General features: G+C 60.5%; 11 protein-coding genes. All 11 read left to right on the plus strand.

What is annotated here, in order from left to right:
- Positions 1-205 (plus strand): oligopeptide/dipeptide ABC transporter ATP-binding protein (locus tag EN745_RS06425; protein ID WP_348630942.1); only part of this gene is annotated, 205 nt, incomplete at its 5' end.
- Positions 198-1,214 (plus strand): oligopeptide/dipeptide ABC transporter ATP-binding protein, encoded by a 1,017-nt coding sequence (locus EN745_RS06430; RefSeq protein ID WP_127420807.1) that lies wholly within the window; start codon positions 198-200, stop codon positions 1,212-1,214. The genes EN745_RS06425 and EN745_RS06430, both read left to right, overlap by 8 nt.
- 123 nt (positions 1,215-1,337) lie before the next feature.
- Positions 1,338-3,038 (plus strand): peptide ABC transporter substrate-binding protein, encoded by a 1,701-nt coding sequence (locus tag EN745_RS06435; RefSeq protein ID WP_210213733.1) that lies wholly within the window; start codon positions 1,338-1,340, stop codon positions 3,036-3,038.
- A gap of 91 nt (positions 3,039-3,129) precedes the next feature.
- Positions 3,130-4,137: an ABC transporter permease gene (locus EN745_RS06440; RefSeq protein WP_127420808.1), complete on the plus strand. Its 1,008-nt coding sequence runs from the start codon at positions 3,130-3,132 to the stop codon at positions 4,135-4,137.
- 88 nt (positions 4,138-4,225) lie between these two features.
- Complete coding sequence (locus EN745_RS06445; RefSeq protein ID WP_127420825.1) at positions 4,226-5,116, plus strand: ABC transporter permease; 891 nt, start codon at positions 4,226-4,228, stop codon at positions 5,114-5,116.
- Between the two features lie 179 nt (positions 5,117-5,295).
- Positions 5,296-8,466, plus strand: a complete 3,171-nt coding sequence (locus EN745_RS06450; RefSeq protein ID WP_210213734.1) for a sialidase family protein — start codon at positions 5,296-5,298, stop codon at positions 8,464-8,466.
- 53 nt (positions 8,467-8,519) lie between these two features.
- Positions 8,520-8,690, plus strand: a complete 171-nt coding sequence (locus EN745_RS35980; RefSeq protein WP_189362974.1) for a hypothetical protein — start codon at positions 8,520-8,522, stop codon at positions 8,688-8,690.
- A gap of 556 nt (positions 8,691-9,246) precedes the next feature.
- A complete protein-coding gene (locus EN745_RS06455; RefSeq protein WP_127420810.1) occupies positions 9,247-10,299 on the plus strand; it encodes an iron ABC transporter permease in 1,053 nt (350 codons plus the stop codon).
- The gene (locus EN745_RS06460; protein WP_127420811.1) at positions 10,299-11,123 is read left to right on the plus strand and encodes an ABC transporter ATP-binding protein; all 825 of its coding nucleotides are present in this window, start codon (positions 10,299-10,301) and stop codon (positions 11,121-11,123) included. Before EN745_RS06455 ends, EN745_RS06460 begins: the two co-directional genes overlap by 1 nt.
- A gap of 12 nt (positions 11,124-11,135) precedes the next feature.
- A complete protein-coding gene (locus EN745_RS06465) occupies positions 11,136-12,191 on the plus strand; it encodes an ABC transporter substrate-binding protein (protein ID WP_127420812.1) in 1,056 nt (351 codons plus the stop codon).
- A gap of 508 nt (positions 12,192-12,699) precedes the next feature.
- Entirely contained in the window at positions 12,700-14,175 is a 1,476-nt protein-coding gene (gene ltrA / locus EN745_RS06475) for a group II intron reverse transcriptase/maturase (protein ID WP_127420814.1), read from the plus strand.
- Positions 14,176-14,371 lie beyond the last annotated feature (196 nt).

Here is a 14,371-nt window from a genome sequence, read left to right on the forward strand (position 1 = left end):
GGCGGGGCAGGAGCGACTGAAGAGTGTCGCCGGCCAGCCGCCGCAACTTATCGCCTTTCCGACGAGTTGTCCCTTCGCGCCACGATGCCCGCATGTTTTCGACCGCTGTCGAAGCGAAAGGCCACCGCTGATGCCTGTAAGCAAGGGCCACGAAGCGGCGTGCTGGTGGGACGTAACCAAGCAGAGGGCGCGCGACGATGTCTGAGCCAATTATCGTCACCGGAAAAGCACAAACCGATCAGGACGACATCCTGCTTCGCGTTAGTGGCCTGACCCTGCACTTCCCGACCTATCGGGGTGTTTTTGGGCGCCAAGATGGCGCCATCAGAGCGCTGGACGGTGTGAATCTGGAAATCAGGCGCGGCCGGACACTTGGCCTTGTAGGCGAGAGCGGCTGCGGCAAGTCATCAACGGGGCGTGCCATTCTTCGCCTTTGTGACATTACCGGTGGCCGCATCGTGTTTGATGGCAAGGACATCACGCATATGCAGGGCAACAGGCTGCGCCGGATCCGTCCCCGCATGCAAATGATCTTCCAGGACACACAAGCGTGTCTCAACCCCCGCATGACCGTTGGCTCGATTGTAGCTGAACCTCTCAATGAGCACGGTATGCTCAAAGACAGGGAGAAAGAGGGACGGGTTCACGAGTTACTCGATTCCGTTGGGCTCAATCCGAACTATGCCAATCGTTACCCGCACGAATTCTCCGGCGGCCAGCGTCAACGCATTGGCATCGCCCGGGCGATCGCACTCAATCCGGACTTTATTGTTTGCGATGAACCGATCGCCGCCCTAGATGTCTCAATCCAAGCCCAGGTGGTCAATCTCCTCAAAGACCTGCAGGCGCAGTTCTCCCTGACGTACCTCTTCATTAGTCACGATCTTTCCATGGTTCGTCACATGTGTGACGACGTCGCGGTGATGTACTTGGGAAAAGTAGTGGAACTCGCCCCACGTGACCTCATCTACAAAGACCCCGTCCATCCTTACACGAAGGCGCTGCTCTCTGCGGTCCCGGTGCTGGATCCGAAGGTCGAACGTACTCGCCAGCGCATCATCCTGAGGGGCGATGTGCCGAGCCCGGCCAATCCACCCTCGGGGTGTCGATTTCGTACCCGCTGCCCGGTTGCATTCGACCGGTGCGCAGCCGAACAACCAGTTTGGCACAAGCTCGCCGCCGATCGCTGGGTTGCTTGCCATCGTGCCGAGTAACCGGAATTCGCGGGAAGCTCGATCGAGTCAATCCCGCCATACGATCGACCGTTCCCGAAGGGAAGGAGAACGGACTTGATAACGCCGGCGCGGGCCGTCGTTCAACAGATGGGAGGAAGATAGATGTTGAGAATGACTTCATTGTTGGCAGGGGGGGCCGTCGCTATCCTTTTCGCGACGTCGGCATTTGCCGAACGCGGCACAGACGGTACCCTCAATATCATGTATTGGCAGGCGCCGTCGTTGATGAACCCGTATTTGTCAGGCTCGACAAAAGAGGTCGACGCCGCTGCGCTGGTACTTGAGCCGCTAGCCAGCTATGACAAGGACGGCCACCTATTCCCGCGGCTTGCGGCGGAAATTCCGACCATCGAGAACGGTGGCGTTGCCGAAGATCTGAAGTCGATCACCTGGAAGCTGAAGCCCGGTTTGAAATGGTCTGATGCTACGCCCGTGACCGCCAAGGACGTGGTCTTCACTGCGAATTACTGCATGAGCCCAGAGGGCGGTTGCGCCCAACTTGCAGGATTCCAAGGCGTCGACAAAGTCGAGGCGCTTGACGAACTTACTGTAAAGGTAACCTTTAAGAATTCGACGGCTTTCCCCTATACTCTCTTTGTTACCGCAAATTCTCCGATCATCCAGGCGAAGCAGTTCGCCGGCTGCCTCGGCGAAAAAGCCCAGACCTGCACGGAAGCGAATTTCGGTCCGGTCGGCACCGGCCCGTTTGTCGTCACCAACTTCAAGCCGAATGACGCGATCCAGCTAAAGGCCAACCCGAATTACCGCGATCCGAACAAGCCCGCTTTCGCCGAGGTCAACTTCAAAGGCGGCGGCGATGCGCTCGGGGCGGCCCGTGCCGTGCTGCAGACGGGCGAATATGACTACGCCTGGAACGTGCAGCTCCCCCCGCACGTGCTGAGTGCAATGGAGAATGCGGGCAAGGGCAGGGCGGTCTCGACCTTCTCGAGCGCAGTTGAAATGCTCTTTATCAACCTAACCGATCCCTCGCCAAATCTCCCGCCGGAGGAGCGGTCGACGGTGAAGCATCCAAACCCGATCCTCGGCGATCTTAGCGTGCGCAAGGCGCTGTCGATGGCAATAGACCGCGCGAAGTTGAGCGAGATCGGCTACGGATCCAGAGGTAAGCCCACCTGCGACTGGGTTCCAGCGCCGCCGATTTACGCCGCAGGAAACACGGGCTGCCTTTCACAGGACATTCCGGGTGCGCAGAGGCTTCTTGACGAGGCGGGCTGGAAGCCCGGCCCCGCCGGCGTCCGGGAGAAGGACGGCAAGAAGCTGAAGCTCACCTTCGTGACTACGATGAACGCTGTGCGCCAGCAGTTTCAGGCGATCCTCAAGCAGTGGTGGCTTGAGATCGGTGTCGACGTTGAACTGAAGAGCCTCGATGCCTCGGTCCTCTTCGGCAGCGATCCAAACAATCCCGATACCTTTCAGAAGTTCTATTCTGACATACAGATGGCGACTGACTACCCTCTACAACCTGATCCCGCCGAATACGCCGCAAGATACACTTGTGAACTTGCTCCGAAGCCAAGCACCCAGTGGCAGGGCCAGAACTTTCCGCGCTACTGTAACAAGGACTACGACGCGATGGTCACCGAACTCGGCCAGATCGTTGACATCGAGAAGCGCGGCGAGATGGTCAAAAAACTCAATAACATGTTGACGGACAGCTACACGATCATACCGTTAGTCTGGCTCGGCGGCGGCCCGGCGATCTCCAACACGCTGGGCGGTCCCGTCAGTAACCCCTGGGACTCCGCATTGTTGGGAGCTCAGGACTGGTATCGCAAGAAGTGAGATTGCCTGCGCGCATTGGCAAGGGCGCGTGCCTCTCCATGTCCCATACCGGCCGCGGCATAGCCTCGGCCGGCAGCAACAGGCGCAACACATGCTCAAATATGCCATTCGACGGCTACTTTTCGCGGTCCCGACGTTGTTATTGATCAGCCTGCTTATCTTCTCGCTGCTCAAATTAGCCCCAGGGGATCCGCTGTCTCAGTTGCCGCTGACCATCCCGCCCGAAGTACGCGAGAAGATGCGTGCAGCACTGGGAGTCAACAAGTCTCTGATCGTGCAATATCTCCTTTGGTTGAAACAGTTTTTCGTGATCGAGCCGCTCCATGGTTTCGACGTTATGTTCGGGACGCATTTTTCAGACGGCATGCAGCGGATTATCTCTTGGCAAACACGTGGTCCGGTCTTCAGCATCCTCGCCGAGCGCCTTCCGCAGACGCTGTTAGTCGTCGGCCTCGCCTATATCATCGGCGTGCTGATTGCTTTGCCTATCGGTATTATCTCGGCTTACAAGCAATATTCTGTGTTCGATCAGATCGGCACCAGCCTGTCGATACTCGGCCTTGCGGTGCCGTCTTTCTTCTCGGGCGTTCTGGCAATCCTGATCTTCTCCGTCTATCTCGATTGGCTTCCGACGATCTACAACACCAATCTTGTCGTCGATAGCTGGAGCAGTTTCCTCGAGCAACTCCTGCAGATGGCCATGCCAGTGATGGTGCTGGCGGTTCAAACCACCGCCTCCATCAGCCGTTATTTACGCTCGTCAATGCTTGACAATCTCAACCAGGACTATGTCCGCACGGTGCGCGCCAAGGGCATGAGCGAGAAAGTGGTCGTTTTCGTTCACGTTTTGCGCAATTCGATGATCCCCGTGGTTACTGTCATCACGCTCGGGCTGCCAGGCATATTCGGCGGCGCCATCGTCACTGAGCAGATTTTTAAAGTCAACGGAATCGGCCAGCTGCTGATCACCGCCATTTACGCTAACGACGTGCCGTTAGTACAGACATTGGCCTTCATCTTCGCCGTGTTGATCGTAGTCTTCAACCTGATCGCCGACCTCCTCTACGGCGTGCTCGATCCAAGGATTCGGTATGGGTAAGTTTCTTGGCTATCATAAGCCGAAAGCAGTCGCCAAGCCGCTTATCTCGGAATCGCGGACGGCCAACTCCGTCGCCGGTGTGGACCTTATGGCGATCGAGGCGCCATCACACAATCAGTGGTGGGGCGTTTGGGACCAGTTCAAAACCCACAGGGGCGCGCTCGCCGGGGCAACCGTCTTATCCCTGATTGTCATCGGTGTCATTTTCGGCCCCTACGTCTGGCGTTTGAGCCCCGCCTATATCGACTTCACCGCAATGAATACAGGACCAAGCTGGACCCATCCGTTTGGCACCGACCAGCTTGGGCGCGATCTTCTTGCGCGAATGATGACAGGTGGGCGTATCTCGATTGCCGTCGGCTTTACTGCAATGATCATCTCGATCTTTATCGGTACTCTTGTCGGCGTCCTTGCCGGTTATTTCAAATCCCTCGATGGGTCGCTGATGCGGCTCACCGATCTCTTTCTATCATTGCCGGTGCTGCCACTGCTTTTGGTCGCAGTGATGCTGTTCCGCGACACGATGGCAAGCATCTTCGGATCCTATCTGGGGATTTTCATCCTCATCGTGTCGGCCACTGGCGTGACGAGTTGGATGCAGGCTGCGCGCATCATTCGCGGCGAAGTACTCGCCGTCAAGCAGCGCGAATTCGTGTTGGCTTCGTACAGCATTGGCACGCCGCCGCGACGGATCATCCTTCGCCATGTGCTCCCCAACGTAATGTCCCCGATCATTGTCTCAGCCACTCTCGGGGTCGCCACGGCGATCATTTCGGAAAGCGTGCTGTCATTTCTTGGTATGGGCTTTCCGCCGGATGTCCCGACTTGGGGACGACTGCTCTATGACGGGATCGACCAAATACAGGGATACCCGCAACTAGTGCTCTGGCCGGGCATTGCTATTTCGCTCACCGTCCTCAGCGTCAACTACATCGGCGACGGTCTCAGAGATGCGCTCGATCCGCGACTGCGGCCATGATGCACGTCCGGTGCCTCCACCTCCACGTCTGGATTGCTCTCGAAGAACCGAAAGAATCCGACCTCCACCTTCAGATCGGCTCGTGACGCCGGCCTACTTCCCGCTTTTCGGAGCGATCGTTGGAAGCAAGGTTCTCCAAAACATTAACATCGGCAGGTAGTACTATGACGCAGATTCAAGTGTCCGACCCCAAGAGCATCGAGGCGTTAAAATGGCGCTGTATCGGACCCGCTAGAGGCGGCCGCGTGGTGGCGGTCGCGGGCGACACCAACGACCCGATGGTGTTCTATTTCGGCGCCTGCGCAGGTGGGGTGTGGAAGACGATCGACGGCGGCATCTATTGGCGCTGCGTGTCCGACGGTTACTTCGGCAGTGCCAGTGTCGGCGCGCTGGCGGTTGCTCGATCGGACTCCAACGTTATCTATGCTGGTACAGGCGAGGCAACGATTCGTGTCAATGTCTCATACGGCGATGGCGTCTACAGGTCGATCGACGCCGGTCGTAGTTGGACTCACCTGGGACTGAAGGAAACCCGTCACATCGGCAAGATCTGCATTCATCCGCATGACCCCGACGTCGTCTATGTTGCGGCGCTCGGTGACGCGTTCGGGCCCAACGAGGAACGGGGCGTGTTCCGCTCCCAAGACGGCGGCAAGACTTGGCAGAAGGTCCTCTACCGCAATCCCGACGCTGGCGCCGTCGACATATCGATGGATCCCAACAATCCTCGCATCCTCTTCGCCACAACTTGGCAGACGCGGCGGACCTTCTGGGACATGAACAGCGGCGGGCCGGGGAGCGGCCTCTTCCGGTCGCTAGACGGGGGCGACACCTGGGAGGAGTTGTCCGGGCGGAACGGCTTGCCCGGCGGGGTGCTCGGAAAGCTAGGCGTCTCAGTCTCGGAGGCGCAGCGCGGGCGCGTATATGCCCTCATCGAGGCGGAGGAGGATAAGATCGGCCTCTATCGCACCGACGATTACGGCGACCGATGGATCCAGGTGTCACAGAACCGTGATCTGATCCACCGCCCTTGGTACTACACTCATGTCTTCGCCGACACCGGGCATGCCGATACGGTCTACGTGACGAATTTGCAAATGTGGAAGTCGACCGATAGTGGGGCGGGCTTCACCGAGGTGACCACACCTCACGGCGACAATCACGATCTCTGGATTGATCCGGGCAACCCCAAGCGGATGATCGAAGGCAATGATGGCGGTGCCTGCGTCACCTTCAACGGCGGCAAGACCTGGTCGTCGATCTACAATCAGAACACAGCACAGTTCTATCGCATCGACGTCGACGACCGGCATCCCTACCGGGTTTACGCCACCCAGCAGGATAGTACCTCGATCTCGGTCCCGAGCGCCTCGGAATGGGGCGTGATCACCCTAGGCGACTGCACCTATCCGGGCACCGGCGAGAGCGGCTTCATCGTCGTTAATCCCGAGGATCCCGACATCGTCTATTGCGGCGCGATCGGCTCGAGCCCGGGCGGCGCGGGGGCTCTGCAACGCTACGACCACCGCACTCGGCAGATCCGCGTCGTCAATGTTTGGCCGGAAACGACGATTGGTATGGCGCCGAAGAACATGCGCTACCGCTTTGCATGGACCTTTCCGCTTACCTTCTCGCCGCATGATCCGAAGACGCTCTATGCCGGGGGCAACCACGTCTTCCGCAGCCGCGACGAAGGATCGAGCTGGACCGCGATCTCACCCGATCTTAGCCTCGACGACCCCGCCCGACAGGACAATTCGGGCGGCGCCCTGACTCACGAAGACTTCGGTGCTGAGGTGCATGCGACGTGCGCGTCCGTCGTGGAATCCCGGCACCGCAAGGGCGAGATCTGGGCGTCCACCGACGACGGCCTTGTCCATGTGACGCGGAACGACGGGGCTTCGTGGAGCAACGTTACGCCGAAACTCATGCCCGAGCTCGCCTATGTCGGCTGCGTCGAGATCTCGCCGCATGAGGCCGACACCGTTTATGTAGCAGCCACGCGCTACAAGCTCGCCGATTATCAGCCCTATCTCTTCCGCACGAAGGACGGCGGGAAGAGTTGGGAGTCGATCGTCGGTGACTTCCCGAAGGGCGAGATCACCCGTGTCCTGCGCGCCGATCCAGTGCGATCAAGCCTGCTCTTCGCCGGCACCGAGACTGGTGTCTTCTTCAGTCTTGACGACGGCGCACACTGGTCACGGATGGATGGGGGCTTGCCCGTGGTCCCGGTCTACGATCTCAAGATCAAGGGAGGCGACCTTGTCGCCGGAACCCATGGCCGGTCCTTCTGGATCCTGGACGACGTCACGCCATTGCGCGAACTGGCCGCGGATCAGAAAGAAGTCAAACTGGTGAGCCCGCGCCCCACAGTCCGGACAAAGCTCAATTACTGGGCCGGGACAGGCTTCACCAAGGCTGGCATCAGCTACAGCCCGGCTTTCGGCATCGGCGCCACCACCGAGGGCGTGGAGCTGGAGGGCGAACGGAGCGATCGCCTTTATCTCGACTGCGGCGAGAATCCGCCGAACGGCGCGATCGTCTATTACTGGCTGCCTGTTGATGCGGAAAGCCCGGTCAAGCTCACCTTCCGCGATGCCGCAGACAAGACCATCATCGAGTTCTCGAGCGACGACAAGGATGCACCCTTCCATAAGAAGCCGGGCACGAAGGCCGGGCTCCACCGCTTCGTATGGGATCTCAGACACCCAGGACCGACCAAACTCGACCAGTCGCTGGTGTTCCGGAAGTACAAGCCTCTCGCGCAGGACGACGGCGACCTGAGCGGCCCGACGGTGGCCCCTGGCGGCTACAAGGTCGAACTCCAAGTCGACGGCAAGAGCCAGACGGTCGGCTTCACCGTCATCAAGGATCCCCGAATCGCGGCCACCGACAAGGATTTCGCCGAGCAGTTGGCGCTCTTACAAAGACTATTCGGCATGCTCTCGGCGCTCAATCACGCGGTCAATCGCATCCGGCTCCTGAAGCGGCAGCTCGCGGATGTGCGGAAGCGGCTCGGCGACAGTGACAAATCGCTCGGCGCGGGCGCTCAAGCACTGGTCGACCGGATGAAGGCAATCGAGGGAGCGCTGGTCGACATCAAAGGGGAGACGCCGCAGGACGCGCGCCACCCAGCCGGTTTGAACGATTCGCTGATAAACCTCATCAATGTAGTCGCCATCGCCGACGCGGCGCCGACGCACCAAGTCCGACAGGTTTCCGATGAGATCATATTGAAGGTCGACGGCGAGATCAAAAGGCTGGACGGGCTCGTGAACGAAGAGGTCGCTGCGCTCAATGTCGCGCTCAAGAGTGCCGGTTTCGAGCTGCTCGGGACCGGGAAAGCCTAGCTAGGTGCCCGTGAGAAAACGTATAGCTGAGTGATCCCAAGAAGGAGACAGACATGGATTTCATCGAGCAGATCTTCGGCGTGGCTCCGGATGGGGGCGACGGCACGACCGAGATGCTCTACATCGCGGTTGCGCTTGCCGTCGCAGCGACAGTGGTCGCCCGCCGCTGGCTCCGCCGACGCGCCGCAACCCGGCGCCGTCAATCCCTTTCTTTTTATCGATAAAGGAGTAGCCCTATGACGAAGCAGATTGAGGTGATCACGTTGGTCGAGCGGCGTCGGCGCTGGTCTCGGGATGAGAAGGAGCGGCTGGTTGTGACGACATTTGAGCTAGGGGCCGGTGTTTCGAGATCGCGCGGTTCTGGAGCATGATTGCACTTGATCGCGTTAAGTTCGAGCCTCGGATCTTCGCGTAGCCTCGACAGTTTGCGCCGAAGCCGTCAGTCCGGGCCTCTTTTGGAGCGCCCATTACGTGTTCAGCATCGGATTGAGCTTATTCGCGTGGGGAACGTCCTATCAGGAGGGCGCGGTCGATGCTGCGTCAGGACATCGACCTAAAACGCAGGATCGCCCAACGCAGGCGGAGTAAACGCCAGGTGCAAGGAAAGAAGATTGTCTCTAACGATGCCTCAGTTCCCCCGCGACTCCAACTGTCGACGAGCATCACGTGGATCGACGGTGCTACCCGCATGGGGTCGCGCTTATGGATGGCCATGCCAATGTCCTAGGCTACTTTGAGCTGCTCTCTAGTCTCGCCATCGTGAGAAAAGGCGCCGCAACGATGACCACTTCACTCGAGAGGAGTCGAAGCCGGAACAGGGCGCGGCGACAGCGGCTGTGGCCGCTCTACCTCGTCCTTTTCCTGCTACTGATCGCGGTGGTGGTATCGGCCTTCGCCACCGGGCGCTATCCCGTGCCGCCGCTGATGGCGCTCCGGGTCTTAATATACCCCGTCACCGGAGGAGAGGCCGACTGGTCCGCGACTGTGGAGACGGTCGTCTGGGAAATCAGGCTGCCGCGCATTGCCGGCGCGCTGCTGGTCGGCGCCAGCCTGGCCGCGGCCGGGACGACTTATCAGTGCATCTTCCGCAATCCTCTGGTTTCGCCCGCGACCCTCGGCGCTTCGCAGGGCGCGGCCTTCGGCGCCTCGCTGGCCCTGCTGTTGCGCCTGTCTTGGTCGGGCGTCATGGGCATGGCTATGGCATCCGGTATCCTCGCCACATCGGCCACCGCGCTGATCGGCCGTCATCTCGGCAGTGGCTCGATGATCACGTTGGTACTGGCGGGCCTGGTGGTCGCCGCCGTTTTCAACGCGCTGGTTGCGGTGGTGCAATACATGGCGGACCCGCTCGACGTGCTGCCGTCGATCACCTTCTGGCTAATGGGCAGTCTAAACCGCATCGGTAATGATGATCTCGGCATCATCGGCGTTCCTATCGCGCTGATGCTCGCCCAGCTTTACGCCTTCCGCTGGCACATAAACGTGCTCGGCGCCGACAACGACGCGGCACGGGCGCTCGGCGTCAACGCGCCGCTGGTGAGCGGCGTTGCCATCGCCGGAGCCACCGTACTGACCGCGCTCGCTGTCAGCGTAAGCGGCATCGTTGGCTGGGTCGGGCTGGTCGTCCCCCACATCGCCCGCTTTCTGGTCGGTCCCAATTTCGACCGCCTCTTGCCGATCAGCGCCCTGACGGGCGGCTTGTTCCTGCTTGCCATGGACACACTGGCGCGCAGCGTGGCGACGCAGGAACTGCCGCTTGGCGTTGTCACCTCGCTTGTCGGTGCGCCATTCTTCGCCATCGTGCTCGGCCGTGCCCGGAGGCATTGGTTCTGATGGCCGCGTTAGTCGCCAGCGATGTCTCCTTCACTCACGCCGGCAACGTCGCACCGACCCTGCGCGGGATTTCGATCCGGGCCGAAGCGGGCGGGGTGCTGTGCCTTCTCGGGCCGAACGGGTCGGGTAAGACGACGCTGCTGCGTTGTCTCGTCGGGCTGCAGGGGGGCGGCGACGGGATCGAAATCGATGGCCGCCCGCTGTCGAGCTTCCGCGACGGGGAGCGGGCGCGTTGCATCGCTTATGTGCCGCAGCACGGCGCGGCTGTGTTTCCTTACACGCTGGCCGACATCGCAGTGCTCGGCCGCACGCCGCATCTCGACCGCTTCACCGTGCCGTCGCCGAATGACCGGCGCATTGCTCTGGACAGTCTCGACCGTCTTGGAATCGGCCACTTGGCGAACCATCCGTTCAACCTGTCGAGCGGCGGCGAGCGCCAGCTTGCGTTGATCGCCCGCGCAATCGCACAGGACGCGCCGACGATCGTGCTCGACGAACCGACGGCCAGCCTCGATTTAGCCAACCACACGCGTATCCTCGACCTCATCGCGGGCTTGGCGACGCAGGGGCGCACAGTGGTATTCTCCACGCACGATCCCGACCATGCCCTGGCAGCGGCGACGCGAGCGGTGCTGCTGAAGGACGGGCTCGTGCTCGCGCAGGGAGACGTAGCCGACGTGATCAGCGATGTCACGCTAAGCGCGCTGTACGATGTGCCAGTGCGGCTAGTGTCGGTCGGTGTAGGCGACGATGGCTTCGGTCCCATGACCGTATGTTTTCCTGTCCGCCAAAGCCCGCCAATTGGGGCAAGTTCCAAAATCTGAGGGAATGTTGACATGATGCGTCGATCCTTTTTGAAAATTCCAGCTTTCTTGCTGCTCCTTTTCGGCCTTGTCCTGTCTGCGTGGGCGGCGAGCCGAGATACAACTGGGGTCCGCACCATCACCGACATGGCGGGGCGCAGCGTCGTTGTGCCGGACGAAGTCAAGCGGGTCGCAACCATGGGCTCCGTGCCGCCTCTAAACAGCTTACTGTTCGCCGTCGGCGCGTCGGATCGCCTCGTCAGCGGTTTACCGTCGCGGTTCAGCGAGAACCCGCGCTGGACCTTTCAAAAGGTTTTTGCGCCGCAACTGGCTGATGCGCCCGTGATCGAGACGCAAAGCCGGGAACTGTCCCTGGAGGCGATCATCGCGCTCAAGCCGGATGTCATCCTGACCACCTATCCGGCCATGGCGGATGCGGTAGCGCGCGTCGGCGTCCCTGCGGTCGTCATTGAATGGCAGGAGCCCGATGATGTGAAGACGGCGATGGCGCTCGTCGGCGGCCTTCTCGGCAAGGAGAAGGAAGCAGCCGCCTATGTCGACTATTTCGACCGAACTCTGGCGCGGGTTTCGGCGATTTCGCAATCCCTTGCCGACACTGGGAAGCCTCGCGTGCTCTATTTCGAGCCGGAAACAATCAGCCAGCCGCATCTCATTGCGGAGTGGTGGATCCGGCAGGCCGGCGGCGTCAGCGTCTCCGACGACGGGCGCAGTCAGGAAATGCTGTCCTTCAACATCGAGCAGGTGCTGGCCTGGAACCCCGATGTCATCTTGGTCCCCCAACTGAAAGATGTTGAGAAGGTCTTCGGAAATTCGCTGCTGAAGGATGTTCGCGCGGTGGCGACACGGCGCGTCTTTCCGCTTCCCGTGGTCGCGCATACATGGGGCAATCGCACGGCGGAGCAGCCTCTGACCGTGTTGTGGGCGGCAAGGTCGATCAACCCGAAGGCTTTTGGTGAGATCGACCTAAAGGCCGAAGTGACGCGTTTTTACGCCACGATCTTCGCCCATCCGCTCGACGACGAGACTGTCGCAGCCATACTGGATCCGACGACCGAGCCACCCTACTAAGCGATCAGAACCGTGGACACCGTGGTACGTGATCCGTATGCACGGTGGTGTGGGAGGGGCGGTGCCGCGAGGCGTCCCCCTATCCCGACCAATCCCCAACGATTCAGCCAAAGCCTGAATCGCTCTAATACTACAGTTGGTGCGCCGGGAGACCGGCAAGGAGTAGACGGTGGAAGTCCGTTACGATGAAGGAATAGCGAGCCATATCGGCCCCGAGCCGTGCGCAGGCTTCCGTGAGGAGGTCGGCGAAGCGTCGGCAGGGGAGTGCATAGGCCAGCCATTGAGCCGCGAAAGAGTGTTTTTCCGGGCGCCGACGCCGTCAACTGGGTGGAAGGCGAAATGGGCAGGCGCGCAAGCGCGAGTGTCTGTCCGGCCCGGCGTGGTCGGAGACCCTGGCATGTGCAGATGCTCCTTGTACGGGAACCGGGAGATCTCTGGATTGGCCATACACCCCAAGACTACGAGGTGGGATGGTCCGCAACGGGAAGGTGAGGAGCCGTAGCCGTTGATGCACGATCCAGAGAAGTCTGACTCCGGCATAGTAGCTGTGAAGCCGACGAACAAAGCCGGGCAACCGGCAGCGGAGCCGGTGGAGCCAAGGCTGGGGACCAAGGGAAACGCGGAACAGCAGCACATGCACCGGACACAGAGCCGGGCTCGCATGTCCCAGTCGCTGGACCGCGTACGACAAGCCGCAAGGCTGAGGAAGAAGGAACGCTTCACCGCGCTCTTCCACCATATCAATGTCGACACGCTTCGGACGGCGTTCTACGCGCTCAGGCGCAAGGCCGCTCCCGGGGTGGATGGCATGACATGGCAGGACTACGAGGCAGACCTTGAGCGCAAGCTTGAGGACCTGCACAGACGGGTTCAACGGGGAGCGTACCGCCCGCAACCGTCGCGCCGGACGTTTATTCTGAAGGCGGATGGGAAGCAGCGGCCGCTGGCGATTGCAGCCCTGGAAGATAAGATCGTCCAAGGGGCAACCGTCATGGTGCTCAATGCCATCTATGAAGGCGACTTCTGCGGTCTCTCATACGGGTTTCGGCCCGGACGAGGGCCACATGATGCATTGGATGCACTGTGCGTGGCGATCAACATGCGGAAGGTGAATTGGATTTTAGACGCCGACATCCAGAACTTTTTCGGGGCAGTTAGTCAGGATTGGCTGGTTCGCTTCGTAGAACACAGGATCGGCGACAAGCGCATCATCCGCCTGATCCGCAAATGGCTCAAGGCGGGCATCCTCGAAGACGGGATCGTGACTATAGATGACAGGGGAACGGGCCAAGGGTCGGTGATTTCGCCGCTCCTGGCCAATATCTACCTGCACTACGTCTTCGACCTGTGGGCTCAGCGCTGGCGACAGCGCGAAGCCACGGGCGATATGATCATCGTGCGCTATGCCGATGATGTGATCGTCGGTTTCGAGCATGAGGGCGACGCTCGTCGTTTCCTCGATGCGACGCGTGCGAGGCTTGAGGAGTTTATGCTGTCGCTTCATCCGGACAAGACCCGCCTGATCGAGTTTGGTCGCCATGCGGCGGCCGATCGCAAACGGCGCGGGCTCGGCAAACCGGAAACCTTCGCGTTTCTAGGCTTCACTTTCATCTGCGGCAGGTCTCGCCGGGGCAGATTCCTGCTCGTGCGGAAGACCCGGCGAGACCGCATGCAGACGAAGCTCCGAAGCATAAAGGAGGAGCTACGGCGCCGAATGCCTTGGCCGATCCCTGAGCAGGGGAGATGGTTGAGGCAAGTTGTTACCGGCCACTTCGCCTATTTTGCCGTGCCGACAAATGGCCGCGCTTTACAGGCGTTCCGATGCCATGTGACCGATCTCTGGCGGCGTACGCTCAGGCGTCGCAGTCAGCGCAACAGGACAACGTGGACGAGGACCACAAGGTTGGCCGGGGACTGGCTCCCGCAAGCCAAAATCCTTCATCCATGGCCAAACCAGCGCTTTTCCGTCAGGCACCCGAGGTAGGAGCCGAGTGCCCGAATTGGGCTCGCTCGGATCTGCGCGGGGGGCGCTCAGCAATGGGCGTCCCTACCGCGAACAGACGCGCTCTTTCTTGCAGTTGGCGATCATGGCTGTGTTTCGGCCCTTTAATTGCGGCTGGTGGTCAAGGCCATTTCTTTCCCAGGTCGACCAACGCGCGCTTCTCGGTGCAACTCCACAG

It is taken from the genome of Mesorhizobium sp. M4A.F.Ca.ET.022.05.2.1 (genome assembly GCF_003998845.1).
Lineage (GTDB): Bacteria > Pseudomonadota > Alphaproteobacteria > Rhizobiales > Rhizobiaceae > Mesorhizobium.

Excerpts from the sequence above, each read along its gene's own strand:
- EN745_RS06430 (WP_127420807.1), top strand. The coding sequence starts at position 198 with ATGTCTGAGCCAATTATCGTCACCGGAAAAGCACAAACCGATCAGGAC.
- EN745_RS06435 (WP_210213733.1), top strand. The coding sequence starts at position 1,338 with ATGTTGAGAATGACTTCATTGTTGGCAGGGGGGGCCGTCGCTATCCTT.
- EN745_RS06440 (WP_127420808.1), top strand. The coding sequence starts at position 3,130 with ATGCTCAAATATGCCATTCGACGGCTACTTTTCGCGGTCCCGACGTTG.
- EN745_RS06445 (WP_127420825.1), top strand. The coding sequence starts at position 4,226 with ATGGCGATCGAGGCGCCATCACACAATCAGTGGTGGGGCGTTTGGGAC.
- EN745_RS35980 (WP_189362974.1), top strand. The coding sequence starts at position 8,520 with ATGGATTTCATCGAGCAGATCTTCGGCGTGGCTCCGGATGGGGGCGAC.
- EN745_RS06455 (WP_127420810.1), top strand. The coding sequence starts at position 9,247 with ATGACCACTTCACTCGAGAGGAGTCGAAGCCGGAACAGGGCGCGGCGA.
- EN745_RS06460 (WP_127420811.1), top strand. The coding sequence starts at position 10,299 with ATGGCCGCGTTAGTCGCCAGCGATGTCTCCTTCACTCACGCCGGCAAC.
- EN745_RS06465 (WP_127420812.1), top strand. The coding sequence starts at position 11,136 with ATGATGCGTCGATCCTTTTTGAAAATTCCAGCTTTCTTGCTGCTCCTT.
- ltrA (WP_127420814.1), top strand. The coding sequence starts at position 12,700 with ATGCACGATCCAGAGAAGTCTGACTCCGGCATAGTAGCTGTGAAGCCG.